The organism is Rhizobium sp. BK456 (genome assembly GCF_014194045.1).
Lineage (GTDB): Bacteria > Pseudomonadota > Alphaproteobacteria > Rhizobiales > Rhizobiaceae > Rhizobium > Rhizobium redzepovicii.
Genome location: NZ_JACIAO010000001.1, coordinates 670108 through 691394, shown reverse-complemented (window position 1 = coordinate 691394; position 21287 = coordinate 670108). Strand labels below are relative to the sequence as shown.

Sequence of the window (21287 nt, the reverse complement as noted above, 5' to 3'; positions counted from 1 at the left end):
CTTCAGACAGGATATTCCATGACCGTGGCTCCCCAATCGATCTCGACCCCCGATAAAGACTGGTGGCGCGGCGCGGTGATCTATCAGATCTACCCGCGCTCCTACCAGGATTCGAACGGCGACGGCATCGGCGACCTGAAGGGCATCACCGCCCGCCTGCCGCATGTGGCAAGCCTCGGCGTCGATGCGATCTGGATTTCGCCCTTCTTCACCTCGCCGATGCGCGATTTCGGTTACGACGTTTCCGACTACGAGAATGTCGATTCGATCTTCGGCACGCTGGTGGATTTCGACACGATGATCGCTGAGGCCCATCGCCTCGGCATCCGGGTGATGATCGATCTGGTCATCTCCCACAGCTCGGATCAGCATCCCTGGTTCGTGCAGAGCCGTTCCAGCAAGACCAATGCCAAGGCCGATTGGTATGTCTGGGCCGATGCCAAGCCGGATGGCACGCCGCCGAACAACTGGCTGTCGATCTTCGGCGGCTCGGCATGGGCGTGGGATCCGACGCGCATGCAATATTACCTGCACAACTTCCTGACCTCGCAGCCGGATATGAACCTGCATAATCCTGAGGTGCAGGACCGTCTGCTCGACGTCGTGCGCTTCTGGCTCAATCGCGGCGTCGACGGCTTCCGCCTCGACACCATCAATTTCTATTTCCACGACCCGCTGTTGCGCGACAATCCGGCACTTGCGCCTGAGCGCCGCAACGCCTCGACGGCGCCGGCGGTCAATCCCTATAATTTCCAGGAGCATGTCTACGACAAGAACCGGCCGGAAAACCTTGCCTTCCTGAAGCGCTTCCGCGCCGTTCTGGAAGAATTTCCGGCGATTGCCGCCGTCGGCGAAGTCGGCGACAGCCAGCGCGGCCTCGAAATCGTCGGCGAATACACCTCCGGCAATGACAAGATGCATATGTGTTATGCCTTCGAATTCCTCGCCCCCGATCCGCTCACCGCCGAGCGCGTCGAGGAGGTGATGGAGGATTTCGAAGCCGCAGCACCCGATGGCTGGGCCTGCTGGGCTTTCTCCAATCACGACGTCATGCGCCATGTCAGCCGCTGGGGCGGGCTGGTCGCCGATCACGACGCCTTCGCCAAGCTCTATGCCTCGCTGCTGATGACGCTGCGCGGTTCCGTCTGCCTCTATCAGGGTGAGGAACTGGCGCTAACTGAAGCTGATCTCGCCTACCAGGATCTGCAGGATCCCTACGGCATCCAGTTCTGGCCGGAGTTCAAGGGCCGCGACGGCTGCCGCACGCCGATGGTCTGGGACAGCCAGGTCGCCCAGGGCGGCTTTTCGACGGTGAAACCCTGGCTGCCAGTGCCGGTCGAGCATATCCTGCGCGCCGTCAGCGTCCAGCAGGGCGACGAGGCTTCGGTGCTGGAGCACTATCGCCGCTTCATCGCTTTCCGCAAGCTGCACCCGGCCTTTGCCAAGGGCGAGATCGAATTCGAGGAGCCGCAGGGCGACGCGCTGGTCTTCACCCGCGAATACGGCAATGAGAAGCTGCTCTGCATCTTCAACATGAGCCCGGCCGAAACCGGGGTCACTTTGCCTGCGGGAGAATGGCAGGCGTTGACGGGGCATGGCTTTATCAGCAACAACTATGGCGACAAGATCGATATTCCGGCCTGGGGGGCGTATTTCGCCCGTCTCGCTTAAGGATCAGCAGGGGAGAGAGACATGACTGGACTGACGCTGAAGGATATCCGCAAATCCTACGGTTCCGTGGACGTTCTCCACGGCATCGACCTCGATATCAAGCAAGGCGAATTCATCGTCTTCGTCGGCCCGTCCGGCTGCGGCAAGTCCACGCTACTGCGCATGATCGCCGGTCTCGAGGCGATCACCGGCGGCGAGATGTATATTGATGGCCATCTCGTCAATGACGTGCCGCCCTCCAAGCGCGGCATCGCCATGGTCTTCCAGTCCTATGCGCTTTATCCCCACATGACCGTCTTCGACAACATGGCTTTCGGCATGAAGATCGCCGGCGAAAGCAAGCAGGAGATCGACCGCCGCGTCAAGGCGGCGGCCGAGAGCCTGCAGCTAACCAAATATCTCGACCGCCTGCCGAAGGCGCTTTCCGGTGGCCAGCGTCAGCGCGTGGCGATCGGCCGCGCCATCTGCCGGGATCCGAAGGTCTTCCTGTTCGACGAGCCGCTCTCCAACCTCGACGCCGCGCTGCGCGTCGCCACCCGCATCGAGATCGCCCGCCTGAACGAACAGATGGCCGATACGACGATGATCTACGTCACCCACGACCAGGTCGAGGCGATGACGCTTGCCGACCGCATCGTCGTTCTCTCCGCCGGCAATATCGAGCAGGTCGGCGCGCCGCTGGAACTCTACGAGCGCCCGGCCAACCTCTTCGTCGCGAAATTCATCGGCTCGCCGGCGATGAACATCATCCCGGCGACGGTCGCTGCGACCGGAAACCAGACGACAGTGACGCTGACCGGCGGCATGTCGGTGACCCTCGATGTAGCGACCGGCGCTTCCGAAGCCGGCAAGCAGGCAAGCTTCGGCGTTCGTCCGGAGGATCTGAGGATCGCCGACGGCGCCGACTATCTTTTCGAGGGCGAGGTGTCGATCGTCGAAGCGCTCGGCGAAGTCACGCTGCTTTATATCGAAGGCCTGGTTCCGGGCGAGCCGATCGTCGTCAAGCTGCCCGGCATCTACGATGTGAAGAAGGGCCAGAGGATGCGTTTTGCCGCCGACAGGCAGAAGTTGCATCTGTTTGATGCGACCGGCCATAGCTACCGGAGATGAGAGAGCCATTTTTGGGGTAATAATCCCGAGAATTATACTTGACGGACCGGATTCTTACTTTCTGTTAAAGATCGGCTGCTACCTTTTCCCGGTCAATTTATGAGGGGGATAAGCACGTGGCCGCTTCCAATCCGTCACAGCCAAAATCTCATTTCCTGAGCAAGGAAGAATCCTTCATGTATGACCGCGAGCAGCGGTTCAAGATGGAGGACACGATGAATGCCGCGCGCATCGAATATACGGAAAAGGGTGTCATGCACGCGGCTTCGCGCCGCTGCGATATCGTCCGGATCTCGATGAGCAGCGCCACACTCGCGATCCTCACCCAGTTCAACCTGCCGAAGCAGTTCTATCTGGATATTCCGGATGCCCGCATCACCAAGGTCGGTTGCATACTGATGAAGGTCAACGCCAACAATACGATCGAAGTCCGCTTCCTGCGTCTGCTGACGCAAAAGGAGCTGAACAAGATTTTCGTCTACAGCACCCATCCGGCGCATCGCGACTACGTGCTCGATATCCGCGCCTGACGGATAAAGACTGGATAGCAAAACCCGCGGGTGCTTCGCGCGCCCGCGGGTTTTTGTTTGTCTCCAGCGACCACGCTCAGTGGTGGAAGAGCACGCTCGCACCCTGATCCGAAGCGCCGACGGCGCGGCGGAACGGCGCGAAGAGTTCGCGGCCCATGCCGAATTCATTGTCGGAGAGATCGACGGTCACCGGCTCGCGCTCGGCCAGATCGGCCGCATCGACGAGCAGCTCGAGCGTGCCCTTGATCGCGTCCAGGCGGATGATGTCGCCCCCGCGGATGCGGGCGATCGGGCCGCCGTCGACCGCCTCAGGCGTCACGTGGATTGCCGCCGGCACCTTGCCCGAGGCCCCCGACATGCGCCCGTCGGTCAACAGCGCCACGCGGAAACCGCGGTCCTGCAGCACGCCGAGCGGCGGCGTCAGCTTGTGCAACTCCGGCATGCCGTTCGCCTTCGGTCCCTGGAAGCGCACGACGGCGATGAAATCGCGGTTGAGCTTGCCTTCCTTGAAGGCGTCCTGCAGCTCCTGCTGGCTGTGGAAGATGATTGCCGGCGCCTCGATGATGTGGCGCTCCGGCTTGACGGCTGAAATCTTGATGACCGCCTTGCCGAGATTGCCACGCAGCATCTTCAGCCCGCCATTGGCCTGGAACGGCGTTTCGATGCTGGAGAGAACCTTCGGATCATGGCTCTTCTCCGGCGACGGCTCGCGCTGGACTGTGCCGTTTTCGCCGAGCCGCGCATCGACCGTATAGGCTTCGAGACCCTGGCCGAAGACGGTGCGCACGTCGTCATGCACCAGGCCATGCTTCAGGAGTTCCTTGATGAGGAAGCCCATGCCGCCGGCCGCCTGGAAATGGTTTACGTCGGCAAGCCCGTTTGGATAGACGCGGGCAAGCAGCGGCACCACTTCCGAAAGCTCGGCGATGTCCTGCCAGGTGAGCTGAATGCCGGCCGCGCGCGCCATGGCGACGAGGTGCAGCGTATGATTGGTCGAGCCGCCGGTCGCATGCAGGCCGACGACGCCGTTGACGACCGAGCGCTCGTCGATCATCTCGCCGGCCGGGGTGAATTCATTGCCGAGCGCGGTGATAGCCAACGCCCGCTTGGCGGCTTCGCGCGTCAGCGCTTCGCGCAGCGGCGTGCCGGGATTGATGAAGGAGGAGCCCGGCAGGTGGAATCCCATGATCTCCATCAGCATCTGGTTAGAATTGGCGGTGCCGTAGAAGGTGCAAGTGCCGGGGCCGTGGTAGGACTTCGATTCAGCCTCCAGCAGCTCGGCGCGACCGACTTTGCCCTCGGCGAAGAGCTGGCGTACGCGCGACTTTTCGTCGTTCGGCAGGCCTGTCGTCATCGGACCGGCCGGAACGAAGATCGACGGCAGGTGCCCGAAGGACAAGGCTGCGATGACGAGGCCCGGCACGATCTTGTCGCAGACGCCGAGGAAGAGGGCGGCATCGAACATGTTGTGCGACAGGCCGACGCCCGCCGACATGGCGATCAGATCGCGAGAGAAGAGCGAAAGCTCCATGCCCGGCTGTCCCTGAGTGACGCCGTCGCACATCGCCGGCACGCCGCCCGCCACCTGCGCCACGCCGCCTGCCTCTGCGGCCGCCTCGCGGATGATCGCCGGATAGGTCTCGAACGGCTGGTGGGCCGAGAGCATGTCGTTATAGGCGGTGATGATGCCGAGATTGGGGATGTGGTCGCCGGCGAGCGCATCCTTATCGGCGGGGGAACAGACCGCAAAGCCGTGAGCCAGGTTGGCGCAGCCGAGCACCGAGCGCTGGACGCCCTTGGAAGCGGCGGCGCGCAGGCGCTCCAGATACCGCTCGCGGGTTGGTTTCGAGCGTTCGACAATGCGATCGGTGATCGCAGAAATGCGTGCGTGAGAGGACATGGAAGATCCCTGCCTTGTTCTGGTTCGTCTCAATGTGTTCGCCGGCTCCGGCGGCTGTGAGGCCGTATCAGGGAGCCCAGTAGATCTCGACCGGGGAAGTGGCCCGGCGCAGAATGGCGCGGATCGGCATGTCTGCCTCCTCACCGCTGCCTTCTGCCTTGGCGAGAACGTCTTTTTTGCCTTCGCCCTCAATATGGAGAACCAGGAGTGCGGCATCCTGAAGACTGGAGAAGGTAAAGGTCAGCCGCGGCTCGCCGGCCCCCTCCGCTTCCATGGTGATGACGCCGCGCGGCGTCGATGCGTCGAGCGCCGTGGCAAGATTGCTGCCGCCGGGAAAGAACGAGGCGGTGTGGCCGTCGCCGCCCATGCCGAGGATGACGACATCGAAGGGAATGCCGATTTCGGCGCTCTTTTCCGTCGCAAGCCGCGCGGCTTCCTCGACGGCGGCGGCCGGCTGGTAAAGTGGCACGAAACGCGCCGACTTCGCCTTGTTCTGCAAGAGATTGGCATCGACCAGCATATGGTTCGAGCGCGCATTGTCGGCCGGCACGAAACGTTCGTCGACAAGCGTGATCGTCACCTTGTCCCAGGCGATGTCGCGCGTCGACAGCACCTGGAAGAAGGCCTTCGGGGTCGAGCCGCCGGAAACTGCGATGGACGCCGTTCCACGGGCTGAGATCGCCGCCGAAAGCGTATCGGCAACCTTGTCGGCGAGGCTGCCGGCGAGATCTGCGGGGCTGGCGAAGGAATGCAGGGTCGATGCCATCGGTTTCCCCTTAGATATCGTCATGCCAGGTGCGGCCGTCGCGCTCGATCAGCGCAATGGCCTGGCTCGGGCCCCAGGTGCCGGCGGTATAGCCCTGCACCTGCTGGCCGGTGGTTTCCCAACCTTTCAGGATCGGATCCACCCATTTCCATGCGGCTTCGACTTCGTCGCGGCGCATGAACAGGGTCTGGTTAGAGCGGATCACGTCCATCAGCAGGCGCTCGTAGGCGTCGGGGTTGCGGACGTTGAAGGCCTGGGCGAAGCTCATGTCGAGCGAGACGTTGCGCAGGCGCATGCCGCCAGGCCCCGGATCCTTGATCATCAGCGACTGCTTGACGCCCTCATCCGGCTGCAGCCGGATGATCAGCTGGTTGGCGACGATACGCCCGGCTGCCTGGTCGAAGATCGCATGCGGGATTGGCTTGAAGGTGATGACGATCTCGGACATGCGTCCGGTCAGGCGCTTGCCGGTGCGGATATAGAAGGGAACGCCGGCCCAGCGCCAGTTGTTGATCTCCGCCTTGATGGCGACGAAGGTCTCGGTGTTGGAGACGCCGCCTTCGAGCTCTTCGAGATAGCCCTTGACCGGGCCGCTGCCCGAGGCGCCGGCGCGATACTGGCCGCGGACCGTCGCCTGCTCGACATTGGAGGCATTGAGCGGCTTCAGCGCGCGCAGCACCTTCAGCTTCTCGTCGCGGACGGCTTCCGAATCCATCGAAGAGGGCACTTCCATCGCCGTCAGGCAAAGCAGCTGCAGAATGTGGTTCTGCACCATGTCGCGGAGCGCGCCGGCCGTATCGTAATAGCCGGCGCGGCCTTCGAGGCCGACCGCTTCAGCCACCGTGATCTGCACGTGATCGATATAGTTGGCGTTCCACAGCGGCTCATAGAGCGCGTTGGCGAAGCGCAGCGCCATCAGGTTCTGCACCGTCTCCTTGCCGAGATAGTGATCGATGCGGAAGATCTGTTCTTCCTTGAAGGCGCGGCCGATCGTGTCGTTGAGCTGCAGTGCCGAGGCGAGGTCGCGACCGATCGGCTTCTCGACGACGATGCGGGTCGACTTGGTGATCAGCTTGTGGTCGTGGATCTTCTGCGAAATATCCCCGAAGATGCCGGGCGCGACCGCGAGGTAGAAGGCGCGCACGCGCTCCTTGCCTTCGTCGAGCAGCTTCTTCAGCTGGTCCCAGCCGGTGTCCGTGCGGGCGTCGACCGAGACGTAGTAGAGGCGGGCGCAGAACTTCTCCACCTCAGCTTCGTCATATTCGCCCTTCTTCAGGTGCTCGTTCAACGCATCCTTGGCGAATTTGCGGTATTCCTCATGGGAAAGCGGGCTGCGCGAAGCGCCGATCACCCGGGTCGGTTCGGAGAACTGGCCCTCGATCTGGCGATGGTAGAGCGCGGGCAGAAGCTTGCGTTCGGCAAGGTCGCCGCTGCCGCCGAAGACGACGTAATCAAAAGGCTCAACGGGAATAATCTGGCTGCTCATGAGCTTGTCTCTCAATCAGGCTGGTTGGCGGCCCTTTTAATCTAATCGATTTAAAAAAGCCAGTGTGCAGTGCAATGAATCTGTCAGGCACCGGTTTTAGTGCGAATTTCCGGAAGAGGAAATCCGCAATCAGACTAAAACTTGTCGCGAAGCGCAAACCACGACAAGGCGAGGAAAAGCAGCGGCGCTCGCATTCTGGGCCCGCCGGGAAAGGCGGGAATATCGAGCGACGCGAAGAGATCGAGATCGCCGGCTTTTCCAAGCACTGTTTCCGCGTAGAGCTTGCCACAGTAGTTTGACAGCATGACGCCATGGCCGGAATAACCGCCGATCGAGGTGACGCCGGGCATCACCTCGCGCACGAACAGCTGGCGCGGCATGGTGATGCCGACAGTGCCGCCCCAGGCGTGGGTGATCTCGATGTCTTTCAGTTCAGGATAGATCTCGGCGATCTGCCGGCGGATATGCTGCGAAATGTCCCGCGGATTGTCTGCAGTATAGGCCTCGCGCCCGCCAAACAGCAGCCGGCCTTCGAATCGGCGGAAGTAACGCACGACGAAGCGCGAATCGGCCACAGCCTCGCCCCCCGGCAGCACGTCGGGATGCCGGTCGAGCGGAGCTGTGGCGCCGATGAAGGAGCGGATCGGCATGACATGACTTGCCGTCACCGGCTCCAGATTGCCGATATGGCCGTTGCAGGCGATCAGGGCGCGGCTGGCGGTGATCGTTCCCTTGTCCGTTTCGATCGTCACCTTGCCGCCGCCCTGGCGGATCGCCTTTGCTTTTGTCATCTCGAAGATCGCAGCACCGGCGTTGGCTGCGACCCGCGCCAGGCCGATCAATAGCTTCAGCGGATGGATATGGCCGGTGCCGACATCGCGCACGCCGCAATAAAAACGCTTGGAGCCGAGCCGCTCCTGCGTTTCCGTCTCGTCCATGAAGCTGATATGCGGATAGCCGTAGCGCTGCGCGGCGATTTCGGCGTTCTCACGAAAGTCGCGTTCATAGCTCGCCTTGTGCGCGACGTTGAGCTGGCCGGGCACATAATCGATCTCGATCTGATGCTCCCTGGCGAAATCGAGGAGATGGCGCTTGGCCGCCTCGGCAAGATCGAACAGCGCCTTCGAGCGCTCGTAGCCGATCTTCTCCTCGAGCTCTTCCGGCCACCATCGCTGGCCGGTGCCGAGCTGGCCGCCATTGCGCCCGGACGCCCCGTCGCCGAAGCGGCAGGCCTCGATCAGCACCACGGAGACGCCCGATTTGGCCAGATTGTAGGCGGCCTGCAGGCCGGTATAGCCGCCGCCGATGATGGCGACATCACATGTTCTCGAGCCGTCGAGAGCGGCATAGCTCGGCCGCTCCCCGACGGTTGCCTGATACCAGGATAGGCCCGGCGAGATCGGGCTCTGCCACGTCTCCTGCGATGCCATGGCGCTGCCTCACACGTTGAGCAGAAGGAATTCCCGCTCCCAGGGGCTGATCACCTGCATGAAGGTCTCGAACTCGCCGCGCTTGACGCCGGCGTAGAGACCGATGAACTGTTTGCCGAAAATCTCCTCGAAAGCCGGCTCGTCCTCGAGCAGCGCCACGGCTTCCAACAGGCCCCGCGGCAGGTCGATCGAGCCTTCATTGGCCGAATCCTCGGTCGGCGCCGTCGGCTCGATCTGCTTCATGATGCCGAGCAGGCCGGCGGCAAGCGAGGCTGCAAGCGCCAGATAAGGATTGGCGTCCGAGCTCGGCAGCCGGTTTTCGACGCGCCTGGCCTGCGGATCGGATACCGGAACGCGGAAGGCCGTCGTCCGGTTGTCGTAACCCCAGGCATTGTTGACCGGGCAGGACATATCAGGCTGCAGGCGCCGGTAGGAATTCACATAGGGCGCCAGCATCGCCATCGCGCTCGGCACGAATTTCTGCATGCCGCCGATGAAATGGAAGAATTCCTTCGAGGCCGATCCGTCCGCATTAGAGAAGACGTTCTTGCCCGTCTCGATATTGACAACCGACTGATGGATATGCATCGCCGAACCCGGCTGGGCCTGCATCGGCTTGGCCATGAAGGTCGCATAGATGTCGTGCTTCAGCGCCGCCTCGCGGATCGTGCGTTTGAACAGGAACACCTGGTCGGCAAGTTCGATCGGATTGCCGTGGCGCAGGTTGATCTCGAGCTGCGCCGGTCCCTCTTCGTGGATCAGCGTATCTATCTCGAGGCCCTGTTTCTCCGAGAAATGGTAGATGTCGTCGATCAGTTCGTCGAATTCGTTGATCCCGGCAATCGAATAGCCTTGGCCGCCGAGGATCGAGCGGCCGGACCGGCCCTTGGGCGGGTGCAGCGGATAGTCGGGGTCGTCATTCTTGGCGACCAGGTAGAATTCGATCTCCGGCGCCACGATCGGCTTCCAGCCGCGGTCGTGATAGAGGCTCAGGATGCGTTTCAGCACGTTGCGCGGCGTATAGGGCACTTCGCCGCCGTCGGAATCGACGATGTCGCAGATCACCTGTGCCGTCGGGTCGGTCTCCCAGGGCACGACCGAAAGCGTGGAAAGATCGGGCATCAGCTTCAGATCGCTGTCGCGCGGCTCGTAGCGGAAGCTTTCGGTCTCCTCCGGATACTCGCCCGAAATCGTGTGCCGGTAGATCGCCGACGGCAACGCCAGCGAGGTGTTCGAGGTGAATTTCGAGCTCGGCATCATCTTGCCGCGCGGAACGCCGGCAAGGTCCGGCGTGATGCATTCGATGTCTTCGATGCCCCTGTCCCTCAGCCACCGCGCTGCTTCCTTCCAGTTCGCAACGCCGCGCAGAGACCCGGGGTCCGGGGGAGTTTTCTTCGAGGCGGGCACGTTTCTGGCAGGCTTCAGCGTCGTCTTTTTTGGAGACATGACACACCGGTTTGGTTGATCGTGGCGCCATCATAACCGGACTTTGCCAATTGGCGAGAGGTTGAGAACGTTGACTTTCGCCCTTTGATGGAAAAAGAAGGCGCTGTCTTGATCGGGGAAACGGGTTTGCAGCGCAAAAGCGACGTCATCGTCATCGGCGCCGGGGCGGCGGGCATGATGGCGGCCATCCGGGCGGGGAATCGCGGCCGCTCCGTCGTGGTCCTCGACCATGCAAGGGCGCCCGGCGAGAAGATCCGCATCTCGGGCGGCGGCCGCTGCAATTTTACCAATATCCATGCCGGGCCGAAGAACTTCCTTTCCGCCAATCCGCATTTCTGCAAGTCGGCGCTTGCCCGTTTCACGCCGGCCGATTTCATCGCCATGGTCGACCGGCACGGCATCGCCTGGCATGAAAAGACGCTCGGCCAGCTTTTCTGCGACGATAGCGCCAAAGACGTCATCCGCATGCTGCTGACGGAGATGCGCAGCGCCGGCGCGCAACTGCATCTCGGCACCGAGATAACAGGTGTCGAAAAGGTGGAGGCGGGTTTTCGCGTCTCGACCGGTGAAGATGCTTTTGAAGCCTCTGCGCTGATCGTCGCCACCGGCGGCAAGTCGATCCCGAAGATGGGCGCCACCGGCTTTGCCTATCGCCTGGCCGAGCAGTTCGGTCTTCCCGTGCTCGAAACCCGCCCCGGCCTCGTGCCGCTGACGCTCGATCCCGGCCTGCTCGAGGCCATCGCTCCGCTTGCCGGCATTTCCGCCCCGGCCGAAATCCGTCATGGCAAGACCGCCTTTCGCGAAGCGCTGCTGTTCACCCATCGCGGCGTCAGCGGCCCCGCCATCCTGCAGATCTCCTCCTATTGGCGCGAAGGCGACGAGATCGTCGTTTCGATCGAACCGGATATCGACATCGGAGCACATCTGAAGACGGCAAAGCAGCTGAATGGCCGCCAGTCGCCGCAGACGGCACTCGGCGACATCCTGCCGAAGCGGTTGGCCCAATTTCTCGTCGAGCGCGAAAAGATCGCCGGCAACATGGCCGACCTGCCCGACAAGGCCCTGCTGCGCCTTGCCGCGGCGGCGCAGAACTTTACGGTCAAGCCGTCCGGCTCGGAAGGCTACCGCACCGCTGAAGTGACGCTCGGCGGTATCGATACGGCAGCGCTAGATTCCCGCAGCATGGAGGCCAAGGCCGTGCCCGGGCTTTATTTCATCGGCGAATGCGTCGACGTCACCGGCTGGCTCGGCGGCTATAATTTCCAATGGGCCTGGGCCTCCGGATTTGCCGCCGGCGAATATGCGTAAATCCAATGCATGTCGCCCGGAAGTGTGCAGCGGTTCCGGAACAACGACATGCATAAAACAAGGTCTGTGGCGCATCGCTTGAATCAAATTCGATGCGAGGCTCTTTAGGTAATACCGATTCAAGACTTCTTAAGAGAGGTGCGCCATCCTGTCTCAATTGGCGATCTGCAAAGCTCTTCCTAAATAAGCTTTACCAGCAAGCCGTTTTGTTGGATTGTCGTGTCAGACAGAAGTGAGGTTTCGAGCATGACCGGAAACACACGACGCGCCCGCGCCATCGCAATTGCCGAGGCGAAGCCGAACGCCCGCATGGTCGCCCTGCGTTATCTGATGCTCGCAGCCGGCGCTACCGCCGCCAGCCTCGCGCTGCTTCTTTCGCACGTCCTCTGATCCTGTCTTCAGGCCCGCAACGAAGGTCGCGGTGCAATTGCGCCGCCCCGCTGCACCACGGCCTACAAAATTGCAACTATTTCACTGCCTTGGCTTCATTCGCCGCAACCGCTTATCCGAAAATTAATATCTAATCTGACACAATTGCCCGCGATTATTTGGGCGTCTCCAAAGTTGTTTGGACATGAACTGGCAATGACTGCCGCCTGGCTTCCGGGTTCCCCAATGTAAATTACGAACAGCTCGATGTGTACCCGGCTGGCGCCAGATGGCCGCCTGCGGGAGGAGTGGTGTATGAAAGGCCCGGAACGCCATGTTGATTGACAAGATTCTTTCCCGCTTCAGGATCAAGACGAAGGTCCTGATCTTCGTTCTGCCTTTCGTCGTCACCATTTCGGCGGTCGGCCTGACGGGCCTTTACGCTTCGGGACTGCTGCAGGGGCGTATGGAAATATCCAACAGCGTCTTGCAGTCGTTGAGCGGGTTCAAGGATCTCTACGGTTCGATGGACGATTTCCTGCGCATCACCAGCCAGCAGGCGCGCGACAAGCTGCTTGCGGATCTGAAGACCCAGCAGGGCGTACTCGATGCGACGTTGAACCAGGTCGGTGAAGAGGCTGCCGGCCGCGATAGCCTGGCCGAAGCATCGCGCCGCACCAAGGATATATCCGGCGTCGTCGACAAGCTCTGGGGCCTGCATGAGCAGGAGCAGGCACTGCATGAGCAGATCGACGCAGCGCAAAAGAGCCTGATCAGCACTCGCTTCACGGTCTCCTATCAGGCCGAGGAATTGCAGACCGCGCTTCAGCAGGACGAGGGCGCCGCCACCATCACGCTTCGCACGGCCGACCGCCTGTTGAAGGGCGGCGACTTCCTCGGCACCGTTGCCAGCGGCTACAGCAAGCCGCAGACGCCGCAGGAAAAGATCGCCTACATCAACGAACAGATGCCTGCGATCATCAAATCCCAGCGCCTGATCGCCATTTCGGTTCCGACCAACCAGAAGAACGTCATCGACGCACTGGCCGCGACCATCGACAGCATCAAGGCGATCGCGGCGATGCCCGCTCCGACCGATGAGAACATTGCCGAACTCGGCCGGCTCGTGTCGCGCTTCCGCCAGACCTCGACCTATACGCAGCTGACCGCAACCCAGAAGATGCGCGAGGCGACACAGCGTTTCGCCGACCTCGAGGGCCGCATCGGCCAGACCAACTCCGTCCTTCAGGATACCAGGCGTCTGGAAAATTCCGTCTATGCGCTGCAGATCGTGCTTTCCGATTTCCTCGCCAATTCAAGCAAGGACAACCTCGTGCGCCTGCAGCAGCAGGCCGGCACACTTGGCAAGGACATGCAGGTGCTGATCACCAGCGCCAAGGGCATGGGCTTTGCCGAAGGCATATCGGGCGCGATCCAGCCCGCGCTCGACGCCATCTCCGGCGGCGGCTCGAAGATCGTCGACACGATCGCCGAGCGCGTCACGGCCTATGCCGCAGCCCGCCAGGAGCTTGACCAGATCTGGACGAAGCTGACCGATTTCGCCGAGCTGCAGAAGCAGACGGCTGGCACCGAGCGCACCCAGGCGAACAGCATCTCCGTCATGACCACCGGTCTCGGCATTCTCCTGTCGATCCTCGGCGGCATTGCCCTGGTGCTGACGCTGCAGCGCCCGATCAGCCAGATCACCGGGGCTATGCGCCGTATCGCCGAAGGCGCGCTGGAGACCAATATCTCCGGCGAGCAGCGCCACGATGAAATCGGCGACATGGCCCGCGCGCTCGGCATCTTCAAGGAAAATGCCATCTCGAAGATCCGCATCGAGGAGCAGAGCGACGAGGAGCGCGCCGCCGCCGAACACGAGCGCCAGCGCAACGACGCCGAAAAGCGCGAGATGGATCGCCAGATCGAATTCGCCGTCAATGCGCTCGCCGCCGGCCTCGAACGCATGTCGCAGGGCGATATCTCGACGACGATCGAAACGCCCTTCATTGGCCGCCTCGAACAGCTGCGCCAGGATTTCAACGGGTCGATGGTGCGCCTGCAGGCGACAATGAGCCAGATCCGCGACAATGTCGAACTGATTCAGGGCAACGGCAACCAGATGGCCCAGTCGGCAGAGGATCTGTCCAAGCGCACCGAACAGCAGGCTGCCTCGCTCGAAGAGACCGCGGCCGCCGTCGATGAGATCACCGTCACCGTCCGCTCTTCGGCAGAACGCGCCAAGGATGCCGACCAGATCGTCCGCCAGGCCAAGCGCAGCGCCGACGATTCTGCCGTCGTCGTCAGCAATGCGATCGATGCGATGGGTCGCATCGAGGATGCCTCGCGCCAGATTGAGCAGATCATCGGCGTCATCGACGAGATCGCCTTCCAGACCAACCTGCTGGCGCTGAACGCCGGCATCGAGGCGGCGCGCGCCGGTGAAGCCGGCAAGGGCTTTGCGGTGGTGGCGATGGAAGTCCGCGAACTCGCTCAGCGCTCCGCAGCCGCGGCGCAGGAAATCAAGGGCCTGATCAACAAGTCGACCCACGAGGTCAGCTCCGGCTCGCAATTTGTGCAGGAGACCGGCACGGTGCTTGCCAAGATCAGCGCCCAGATCGTCACGATCAGCCAGCATGTCGAGATGATCGCCCGCGCCAGCCACGACCAGTCCAACGCGCTGCAGAGCGTCAACGCGACGGTCAATCAGATGGACCAGATGACGCAGCAGAACGCCGCCATGGTCGAGGAAACGACTGCCGCCAGCCGCGAACTGGCCGACGAGGCCGATTCCCTGCGCAGACTGATCCAGCAGTTCAAGATCGACGGCGAGGCGGCAGCCAGCCCGGTCTACCGCGCCGCCTGATCGCCGCCCGATTTGCCCTCAATCGAACGGCCCCGGTTTTATTCCGGGGCCGTTTTGCGTTCAAATCGCGCTGCCTGCGGCCCTGATATACGGAAAATTTTCCTTAACGCTTTTCGTCTAATTTAACCCTTGTTTTCTGCCGGGGGTTTTTGATGCTGCGCCTTTTTTCTACGTCAATCGTCCGCCAGATCGTTGCGATCACGCTTTGTCTGCTGGCCGTCAGCACGGCCGCCATCGTCGGCGCGACCTACTACAATCTGAGCCGCTATGTCATGGACGGGGCAGTCTCCGATGCCAGGGATGCCACCCGCGCCATGGCTGTCCTTTACGGTGCAGCTGATCAAGGCGCCAGGGTCGAGCTTAAGGACAACCAACTCGCGACCGTAACGGAAGACGCCATCCCCGCCCTTGCCGATCATTCGCTGGTCGACCGCACGGCGCAGTCGATCGCCGGCGTCGCGACCATCTTCCAGAAGCAGGGCGGCGACTACGTCCGCATCTCCACCAACGTGAAGAAGGAAAACGGCGACCGCGCCGTCGGCACCAAGCTGGTCGCCGAGCACCCCGCCCAGCCGGTTCTCGCCAGGGGCGAAGCCTATTATGGCCAGGCCGAGCTTTTCGGCCGCAAGTTCATGACCGGTTATTTCCCGGTCAAGAATGCATCGAATGCCAATGTCGGCATTCTCTTCATCGGCATTCCGATGGAGGTCTATTACCAGCGCATGTATGAGCTGCAGATGCTGGTCCTCGGCGTCGGCGCCATCGTCATGCTCATCGTCGGCGTTCTCGCCTTCTATGCAATCCGCCTGTCGGTGAAGCCGTTGCAGGCGCTGACCGCGAGCGTTCACGCGATTTCCTCGGGCGATCTCGACGGCGCGATCCCCTGCGTCGCGAAGAAGAATGAGTTCGGCGATATCGGCCGGGCCTTGGCGCTGTTCCGCGACAGCGCCCGTGCCAGGCGCGATCTGGAAACCCAGGCCGCCGAACAGCGCGCCTTGAGCGATGCCGAACGCGCCAGGAACGATGCTGACAAGCGCTCGCTCGACAGCCAGATCGACTTTGCCGTCAACCAGCTTGCCGCCGGCCTCGGACGCCTGTCGCAGGGCGATGTCTCGGAAACGATAGGCACGCCCTTCGTCGGCCGGCTGGAGCAGCTGCGCGTCGATTTCAACGCTTCGCTGCTGCGGCTCCAGGATACGCTCTCCGGTATCCGTGACAGCGCCTCGACCATCCAGCGCAACAGCGGCGCCGTCTCGGTTTCAGCAAGTGAGCTTTCGAAACGCACCGAGGCGCAGGCGGCAAGCCTCGAAGAGACCGCCGCGGCGGTGGAGGAGATCACCGTCACGGTTCGCTCTTCCGCCGAGCGCGCCCGCGAAGCCAACAGCGTCGTCGCCGCGACCAAGAAGACCGCCGACAATTCCGGCGCCGTCGTCGGCGATGCCATCGCCGCGATGGAGCGCATCGAAGAGGCCTCGCAGCGCATCGAGCAGATCATCGAGGTGATCGACGACATCGCCTTCCAGACCAATCTGCTGGCACTCAACGCCGGCATCGAGGCGGCGCGCGCCGGCGAGGCGGGCAAGGGTTTTGCCGTCGTCGCCCAGGAAGTCCGCGAACTCGCCCAGCGTTCGGCCGATGCAGCGCGCGAGATCAAATCGCTGATCGAGACATCCAGCCGCGAGGTGACGGTGGGCTCCGAATTGGTTCAGAAGACCGGCAGCGTCCTCGCAGCGATCAGCCATGAGATCATCGCGATTAGCGGCCATGTCGAGACCATCGCCACCGCAAGCCGCGATCAGTCGGCAGCACTTCAGGAGGTCAACGGTTCGGTAAACGCCATGGACCAGATGACCCAGAAAAACGCCTCGATGGTGGCCGAGACCACGCAGGCAAGCCGCCTGCTTGCCGGCGAGGCCGATACGCTGATGGCGCTGATCGAGCGGTTCCGGATCATTGCCGAGCCCGCCGCCGCTCATCTTGGGGCCAGGAAGGTCGCTTGAGGCGCGCAGCCGCCGCTGGATTGCGCTGCAGCTTTGCGGCGTCGTCTGAGACTGAGATCGAGCGAGGTCAGCCAGGCGGCGAAATTGACGAGACCGCTGTCGCCGAACTCGGCATAGAACCGATCCTCGTCGGTCTTGCCTCTGCCCGGCCTGCAAGTGTGTCGATATCCCTGGGTCGCTGCGATGGTGATCAGATCGATCATGGCGATGTCCTTTCTGTAGAAGACATCTCCTGATTTAGGCATCGAATATCTCTTCATAAACAGGGAAAACCCCGCTATGTTTTTCATTGATGAAAAACGCGAATTGGGATTCCTACCAGTTGTTCCTGCAGGTCGCCCGTCTCGGTGGCCTGACGGGGGCAAGCACCGCAAGCGGGCTCAGCCCCGCGACGGTTGGCCGGCGCATGCTCGATCTCGAACAGGAGGTCGGTCGCGCCCTGTTTTCACGCAGCCAGACCGGCTATCGCCTGACCCAGGACGGCCAGGCACTGCTCGATCACCTTCAGGAGATGGAGGCCGCCGCCCGCAAGGTGGAGGCATGGCGGCAATCGGGCGAGGGCGGCACGACCGTCAGGATCGCCGCCGGCACCTGGGTCGCCTGGCTGCTGACGGAGAATTTCGCCGCCATCCGCATGCCGGGCGATGGTTTTGCCATTTCGCTGACGATCGGCGAGGCGCGCGCAAGCCTTGCCTATCGCGAGAGCGATATCGGCATTCGCGCCTTCGAGCCGGAAGAGGCCAATCTTGCCGCCCGCCGGCTCGGCGAGGTGGCCTATGCCGTCTATATCAGACGCAACGCCGCCGAGACCGATGAGCGCTGGATTGCCGTTGCCGAGGAGGAGGCGATCTCCGCCTATCTGCGCTGGCCGCACGCCAATGCCGCAGCCGCGATCGTCGCCAGCGTCAACCGGCCGCGGTCGCTGCCCGATCTGGTGCGCGCCGGCGCGGGCAAGGCGGTGCTTCCCTGTTTTGTCGGCGATCTCCATCCCGATTTGCAGCGCCTTGGCGGCGAGCTGCCGGAATTGCGCCATGCGCAATGGATCGTGATGAACGCCGAGGACCGCCATCGCCCGGAGATCCGCACCGTCGCCGACCGCATGACCAAGCTGATCAGAAGTTATGCCGATCTCTTTGCCGGAAAACGGCCGAGCCGCGGCTGAAATTACGATGAAGCGCCCGCGCATTTCTTAAGATGCGCGGGCGTTCTCTTCAATGCCGGTTGGTGACGACGACGGGGATCAGCAGGTCGCCCCAGTTGCCGTCGCCGCCGTGATGGCGGGCCGAGCGCACCAGCTCGACCGAGACGCCGGCCTCGACGGCCTTCATGACCGATTGGTTCAGCCGATGCAGGTCATTGGCGAGCATGCGGATCGTCGTCTGCTGATCCTCGCTCATGCTGGTCGATTGTTCCTCGGCCCGTTCCCTGACGCGTGAAATGGATGCCATGACTTTCTCCTCTTCTTCGCTCTATTCCGCAGCCGGTTTGAACTGCGCATGTTCGGTTGAATCGTGCATTGCCGTGGTCGATGACCGGCCGCCGGTGATGGCGAGCGACACGGCGTCGAAATAGCCGGTGCCGACCTCGCGCTGATGCTTGGTGGCGGTATAGCCGTTGACCTCGGCGTCGAATTCCGCCTGCTGCAGCTCTGAATAGGCCGACATCTGCCGCTGCCGGTAGCCGCGCGCCAGTTCGTACATGCCGTAATTCAACTGGTGGAAGCCGGCGAGCGTGATGAACTGGAACTTGTAGCCCATCGCGCCGAGTTCGCGCTGGAACTTTGCAATCGTCGCCTCGTCGAGGTTCTTCTTCCAATTGAAGGACGGCGAGCAATTATAGGCGAGCAGCTTGCCGGGATGGACCTTGTGCACGCCCTCGGCAAAACGCCGCGCCTGATCGAGGTCCGGCTTCGAGGTCTCGCACCAGATGAGGTCGCAATAGGGCGCATAGGCGACGGCCCGGGCGATGCAGGGTTCGATGCCGTTTCTGACCTGATAGAAGCCTTCGACGGTGCGCCCGGCATCATAATCGACGAAGGGCTGGTCGCGTTCGTCGATATCGGAGGTCAGCAGCTTTGCTGCTTCCGCATCGGTGCGGGCAATCACCAGCGTCGCGACCCCCATGACGTCGGCGGCAAGCCGGGCGGCGTTGAGATTGCGGATATGGGCGGCGGTCGGGATCAATACCTTGCCGCCGAGATGGCCGCATTTCTTCTCCGAGGCAAGCTGGTCCTCGAAGTGGACGCCGGCCGCCCCCGCCTCGATATAGGCCTTCATGATCTCGAAGGCGTTGAGCGGCCCGCCGAAGCCGGCTTCGGCATCGGCGACGATCGGCGCGAACCAGGTGTCGACGGAAAGCCCCTGGCCCTCCGAGGTCTCGATCTGATCGGCGCGCTGCAGCGTGCGGTTGATGCGCTTGGCAAGCTCCGGCCCGGCATTGGCGGGGTAGAGCGACTGATCGGGATACATTGCCGATGCCGTATTGGCGTCGGCCGCCACCTGCCAGCCGGAGAGATAGATCGCCTTCAGCCCGGCGCGCACCATCTGCATCGCCTGGTTGCCGGAAAGCGCACCGAGCGCATTGACGAAATCCTCCTGGCGCAGCAGCCGCCACAACCGGTCCGCCCCCATTTCGGCCAGCGTATGGGTCAGCGCCACCGAGCCCCTGAGCCGCCGCACGTCATCGGCCGAATAGGGCCTGTCGATGCCGTCGAAGCGGCCTGCCGGCGCATTGGGAACAAGTTTGTAAAAATCGGTCATGCTGATCTCCTCACGAAAAAACGATATTGCGGGTGTTGATGACAAGATTGACAATATCTCCCGGCATGACCAGGAAAACCTTTGATTTCCAGGTGGGAAAGAGGTTAAGATGACGAGGATTGACAGAGCGGCGCTGTGAATTTGTAAAATTTTGTAAATGTTGACGCCGCGGGCCTGTCAAAGGGTGTGACAATGGCGGAACGCAAGATATTCGCAGGCCCGAAATTGCGGCGCATTCGCAATGCGCTGGCGCTGACCCAGACCGCCATGGCCGAGGCGCTGGAGATCTCGCCCTCCTACCTGAACCTCATCGAGCGCAACCAGCGGCCGCTGACGGTGCAGCTCCTCTTGAAGCTCGCCGCCGTCTACCGGGTTGATCTGGAGGAGTTGCGCGGGCAGACCGGCGGCAGTCTCGGCCAGCTCAAGGAGGTCTTCGCCGATCCGCTGCTTGCGGGCGAATTGCCCGGCGACCAGGAATTGGTCGAGGTGGCCGAAGCCGCGCCCAATGCGGCAAGCGGCATGATCAAGCTCTACCGCGCCTATCGCGAGCAGGCGGCAAGACTGTCCGATCTGACGGCGCTGATGGCCGCCGAAGGCCATGCGCCCGTCGCCGCCGGCCGGTTGCCGCTCGACGAGGTGCGCGAGACGCTAGAACGCCGCTCCGCCTATTTCGGGCGGATCGAGACGGCGGCGGAAGCCTTTGCCGCAACGCTTCCCGGCGGCCTCGATCTTGCTGTCGGCCTGAAGGATTGGCTGCGCGCCGAGCGCGGCATCGCGGTACGGGTCCTGCCGGTGCACGTCATGCCGGATCTGCGCCGCCGTTTCGATCGCCATTCGATGCGGCTTTTCATCTCGGAGCGCCTGTCGCCGGCCGACCGCGCCCACGAGATATCAGTTGAGGCAGCGACGCTTGCCTTGCTGCCTGCCATCGACGCCGAACTCGACGATCTCTCGCTCTCCTCCGCCGAGGCGCGCCGCATCGCCCGCTTCGAGCTTGCCCGCATCGCCGCCCTGGCGCTGGCCATGCCCTACGAAGCCTTTCTGTCCGCGGCGAAGTCGACGCGCTACGATATCGACATTCTGCGCGCCCGCTTCGGCGTCTCCTTCGGCCATGCCGCCGCACGCCTGACGATGCTGCAGCGCCCAGGTGCCGCCGCCATTCCCTTCTTCCTGATCGAGATCGATGCGGCGGGCCATCGGCTGCGCCGGGCAGGCGCCCAGGGTTTTCCACAGGCGCGCTTCGGCGGCGGCTGTCCGAAGCTCAATCTCCACGCCGCCTTCCTGCAGCCGGGCCAGGTCCTGGCAGAGACGGTGGTCATGCCGGATGGCGCCTCGTTCCTGACGGTCGCCCGCACATTGGAGGGGCCTAGCGTCGAATTCGGTGAAAGGCTGCGGCGCACGGCGATGCTGATCGGCTGCGACGCCGCGCTTGGCGAGGCGCTGATCTATGGCCAGGCGACAGCGCTCGAGCCGGTGGCGATCGGCCCTGCCTGTCGCCTCTGCGAGCGGCGCGGCTGCCTTTCCCGGGCCGAGCCGCCGGTGACGCGGCCGCTCGGGCTCGACGAGATGGTGGCCGGGCTCAGCGCCTTCGATTTCCAGTGATTGTGAAATCATTGAAGGCGCAGGATTTTGCGCTTGTGGGCTGT

Annotated in this window: 17 protein-coding genes; 9 read left to right on the top strand and 8 right to left on the bottom strand. The window is 62.7% G+C overall.

Annotated features, from left to right (window positions below; translation table 11 throughout):
- Positions 1–18 precede the first annotated feature (18 nt).
- From FHX03_RS03695 to FHX03_RS03685, 3 genes are all read left to right on the top strand, one after another.
- Positions 19–1671, top strand: a complete 1653-nt coding sequence (locus tag FHX03_RS03695; RefSeq protein WP_097623901.1) for an alpha-glucosidase — start codon at positions 19–21, stop codon at positions 1669–1671.
- Between the two features lie 21 nt (positions 1672–1692).
- A complete protein-coding gene (locus FHX03_RS03690; RefSeq protein ID WP_097623902.1) occupies positions 1693–2781 on the top strand; it encodes an ABC transporter ATP-binding protein in 1089 nt (362 codons plus the stop codon).
- A gap of 176 nt (positions 2782–2957) precedes the next feature.
- The gene (locus FHX03_RS03685; RefSeq protein ID WP_003588490.1) at positions 2958–3311 is read left to right on the top strand and encodes a hypothetical protein; all 354 of its coding nucleotides are present in this window, start codon (positions 2958–2960) and stop codon (positions 3309–3311) included.
- A gap of 76 nt (positions 3312–3387) precedes the next feature.
- On the opposite strand, the gene edd is transcribed toward FHX03_RS03685, so the two are convergent.
- The 5 genes from edd to FHX03_RS03660 all read right to left on the bottom strand — a co-directional run bounded on the left by edd (position 3388) and on the right by FHX03_RS03660 (position 10339).
- The gene (gene edd / locus FHX03_RS03680; protein WP_183852612.1) at positions 3388–5211 is read right to left on the bottom strand and encodes a phosphogluconate dehydratase; all 1824 of its coding nucleotides are present in this window, start codon (positions 5209–5211) and stop codon (positions 3388–3390) included.
- 67 nt (positions 5212–5278) lie between these two features.
- Positions 5279–5977 (bottom strand): 6-phosphogluconolactonase, encoded by a 699-nt coding sequence (pgl, locus tag FHX03_RS03675; RefSeq protein WP_097623904.1) that lies wholly within the window; start codon positions 5975–5977, stop codon positions 5279–5281.
- Between the two features lie 10 nt (positions 5978–5987).
- The gene (zwf, locus tag FHX03_RS03670) at positions 5988–7463 is read right to left on the bottom strand and encodes a glucose-6-phosphate dehydrogenase (RefSeq protein ID WP_003570253.1); all 1476 of its coding nucleotides are present in this window, start codon (positions 7461–7463) and stop codon (positions 5988–5990) included.
- 134 nt (positions 7464–7597) lie between these two features.
- Positions 7598–8893 (bottom strand): NAD(P)/FAD-dependent oxidoreductase, encoded by a 1296-nt coding sequence (locus FHX03_RS03665; protein ID WP_097623905.1) that lies wholly within the window; start codon positions 8891–8893, stop codon positions 7598–7600.
- 9 nt (positions 8894–8902) lie between these two features.
- The gene (locus FHX03_RS03660; RefSeq protein ID WP_097623906.1) at positions 8903–10339 is read right to left on the bottom strand and encodes a glutamine synthetase family protein; all 1437 of its coding nucleotides are present in this window, start codon (positions 10337–10339) and stop codon (positions 8903–8905) included.
- An 87-nt stretch (positions 10340–10426) separates the two neighbouring features.
- Here FHX03_RS03660 and FHX03_RS03655 point away from each other — a divergent pair, with 87 nt between their 5' ends.
- The 4 genes from FHX03_RS03655 (at position 10427) to FHX03_RS03640 (ending at position 16882) form a co-directional block, all read left to right on the top strand.
- A complete protein-coding gene (locus FHX03_RS03655; protein WP_131711074.1) occupies positions 10427–11647 on the top strand; it encodes an NAD(P)/FAD-dependent oxidoreductase in 1221 nt (406 codons plus the stop codon).
- 246 nt (positions 11648–11893) lie between these two features.
- A complete protein-coding gene (locus tag FHX03_RS03650) occupies positions 11894–12037 on the top strand; it encodes a hypothetical protein (protein ID WP_183777218.1) in 144 nt (47 codons plus the stop codon).
- A gap of 313 nt (positions 12038–12350) precedes the next feature.
- The gene (locus FHX03_RS03645) at positions 12351–14882 is read left to right on the top strand and encodes a methyl-accepting chemotaxis protein (protein ID WP_183852610.1); all 2532 of its coding nucleotides are present in this window, start codon (positions 12351–12353) and stop codon (positions 14880–14882) included.
- A gap of 152 nt (positions 14883–15034) precedes the next feature.
- Positions 15035–16882, top strand: a complete 1848-nt coding sequence (locus FHX03_RS03640) for a methyl-accepting chemotaxis protein (protein ID WP_183852609.1) — start codon at positions 15035–15037, stop codon at positions 16880–16882.
- Here FHX03_RS03640 and FHX03_RS03635 read toward each other — a convergent pair.
- Positions 16855–17085 (bottom strand): hypothetical protein, encoded by a 231-nt coding sequence (locus FHX03_RS03635; protein WP_097624168.1) that lies wholly within the window; start codon positions 17083–17085, stop codon positions 16855–16857. The genes FHX03_RS03640 and FHX03_RS03635 overlap by 28 nt on opposite strands.
- Before the next feature lie 89 nt (positions 17086–17174).
- Between FHX03_RS03635 and FHX03_RS03630 the strand changes: the two genes are divergently transcribed.
- The gene (locus tag FHX03_RS03630; RefSeq protein WP_097623909.1) at positions 17175–18044 is read left to right on the top strand and encodes a LysR family transcriptional regulator; all 870 of its coding nucleotides are present in this window, start codon (positions 17175–17177) and stop codon (positions 18042–18044) included.
- Between the two features lie 49 nt (positions 18045–18093).
- Here the strand turns inward: FHX03_RS03630 and FHX03_RS03625 are convergent, their stop codons facing one another.
- Both FHX03_RS03625 and aceA read right to left on the bottom strand, forming a co-directional pair.
- Positions 18094–18330, bottom strand: a complete 237-nt coding sequence (locus FHX03_RS03625) for a hypothetical protein (protein WP_003584324.1) — start codon at positions 18328–18330, stop codon at positions 18094–18096.
- A gap of 21 nt (positions 18331–18351) precedes the next feature.
- Positions 18352–19641 (bottom strand): isocitrate lyase, encoded by a 1290-nt coding sequence (gene aceA / locus FHX03_RS03620; protein ID WP_183777220.1) that lies wholly within the window; start codon positions 19639–19641, stop codon positions 18352–18354.
- 192 nt (positions 19642–19833) lie between these two features.
- Between aceA and FHX03_RS03615 the strand changes: the two genes are divergently transcribed.
- The gene (locus FHX03_RS03615; protein ID WP_097623911.1) at positions 19834–21243 is read left to right on the top strand and encodes a short-chain fatty acyl-CoA regulator family protein; all 1410 of its coding nucleotides are present in this window, start codon (positions 19834–19836) and stop codon (positions 21241–21243) included.
- The last annotated feature ends 44 nt before the right edge of the window (positions 21244–21287 follow it).

Coding starts and splice junctions, on each gene's coding strand:
- FHX03_RS03695 (WP_097623901.1), top strand. CDS start 19: ATGACCGTGGCTCCCCAATCGATCTCGACCCCCGATAAAGACTGGTGG.
- FHX03_RS03690 (WP_097623902.1), top strand. CDS start 1,693: ATGACTGGACTGACGCTGAAGGATATCCGCAAATCCTACGGTTCCGTG.
- FHX03_RS03685 (WP_003588490.1), top strand. CDS start 2,958: ATGTATGACCGCGAGCAGCGGTTCAAGATGGAGGACACGATGAATGCC.
- edd (WP_183852612.1), bottom strand. CDS start 5,211: ATGTCCTCTCACGCACGCATTTCTGCGATCACCGATCGCATTGTCGAA.
- pgl (WP_097623904.1), bottom strand. CDS start 5,977: ATGGCATCGACCCTGCATTCCTTCGCCAGCCCCGCAGATCTCGCCGGC.
- zwf (WP_003570253.1), bottom strand. CDS start 7,463: ATGAGCAGCCAGATTATTCCCGTTGAGCCTTTTGATTACGTCGTCTTC.
- FHX03_RS03665 (WP_097623905.1), bottom strand. CDS start 8,893: ATGGCATCGCAGGAGACGTGGCAGAGCCCGATCTCGCCGGGCCTATCC.
- FHX03_RS03660 (WP_097623906.1), bottom strand. CDS start 10,339: ATGTCTCCAAAAAAGACGACGCTGAAGCCTGCCAGAAACGTGCCCGCC.
- FHX03_RS03655 (WP_131711074.1), top strand. CDS start 10,427: ATGGAAAAAGAAGGCGCTGTCTTGATCGGGGAAACGGGTTTGCAGCGC.
- FHX03_RS03650 (WP_183777218.1), top strand. CDS start 11,894: ATGACCGGAAACACACGACGCGCCCGCGCCATCGCAATTGCCGAGGCG.
- FHX03_RS03645 (WP_183852610.1), top strand. CDS start 12,351: ATGTTGATTGACAAGATTCTTTCCCGCTTCAGGATCAAGACGAAGGTC.
- FHX03_RS03640 (WP_183852609.1), top strand. CDS start 15,035: ATGCTGCGCCTTTTTTCTACGTCAATCGTCCGCCAGATCGTTGCGATC.
- FHX03_RS03635 (WP_097624168.1), bottom strand. CDS start 17,085: ATGATCGATCTGATCACCATCGCAGCGACCCAGGGATATCGACACACT.
- FHX03_RS03630 (WP_097623909.1), top strand. CDS start 17,175: ATGAAAAACGCGAATTGGGATTCCTACCAGTTGTTCCTGCAGGTCGCC.
- FHX03_RS03625 (WP_003584324.1), bottom strand. CDS start 18,330: ATGGCATCCATTTCACGCGTCAGGGAACGGGCCGAGGAACAATCGACC.
- aceA (WP_183777220.1), bottom strand. CDS start 19,641: ATGACCGATTTTTACAAACTTGTTCCCAATGCGCCGGCAGGCCGCTTC.
- FHX03_RS03615 (WP_097623911.1), top strand. CDS start 19,834: ATGGCGGAACGCAAGATATTCGCAGGCCCGAAATTGCGGCGCATTCGC.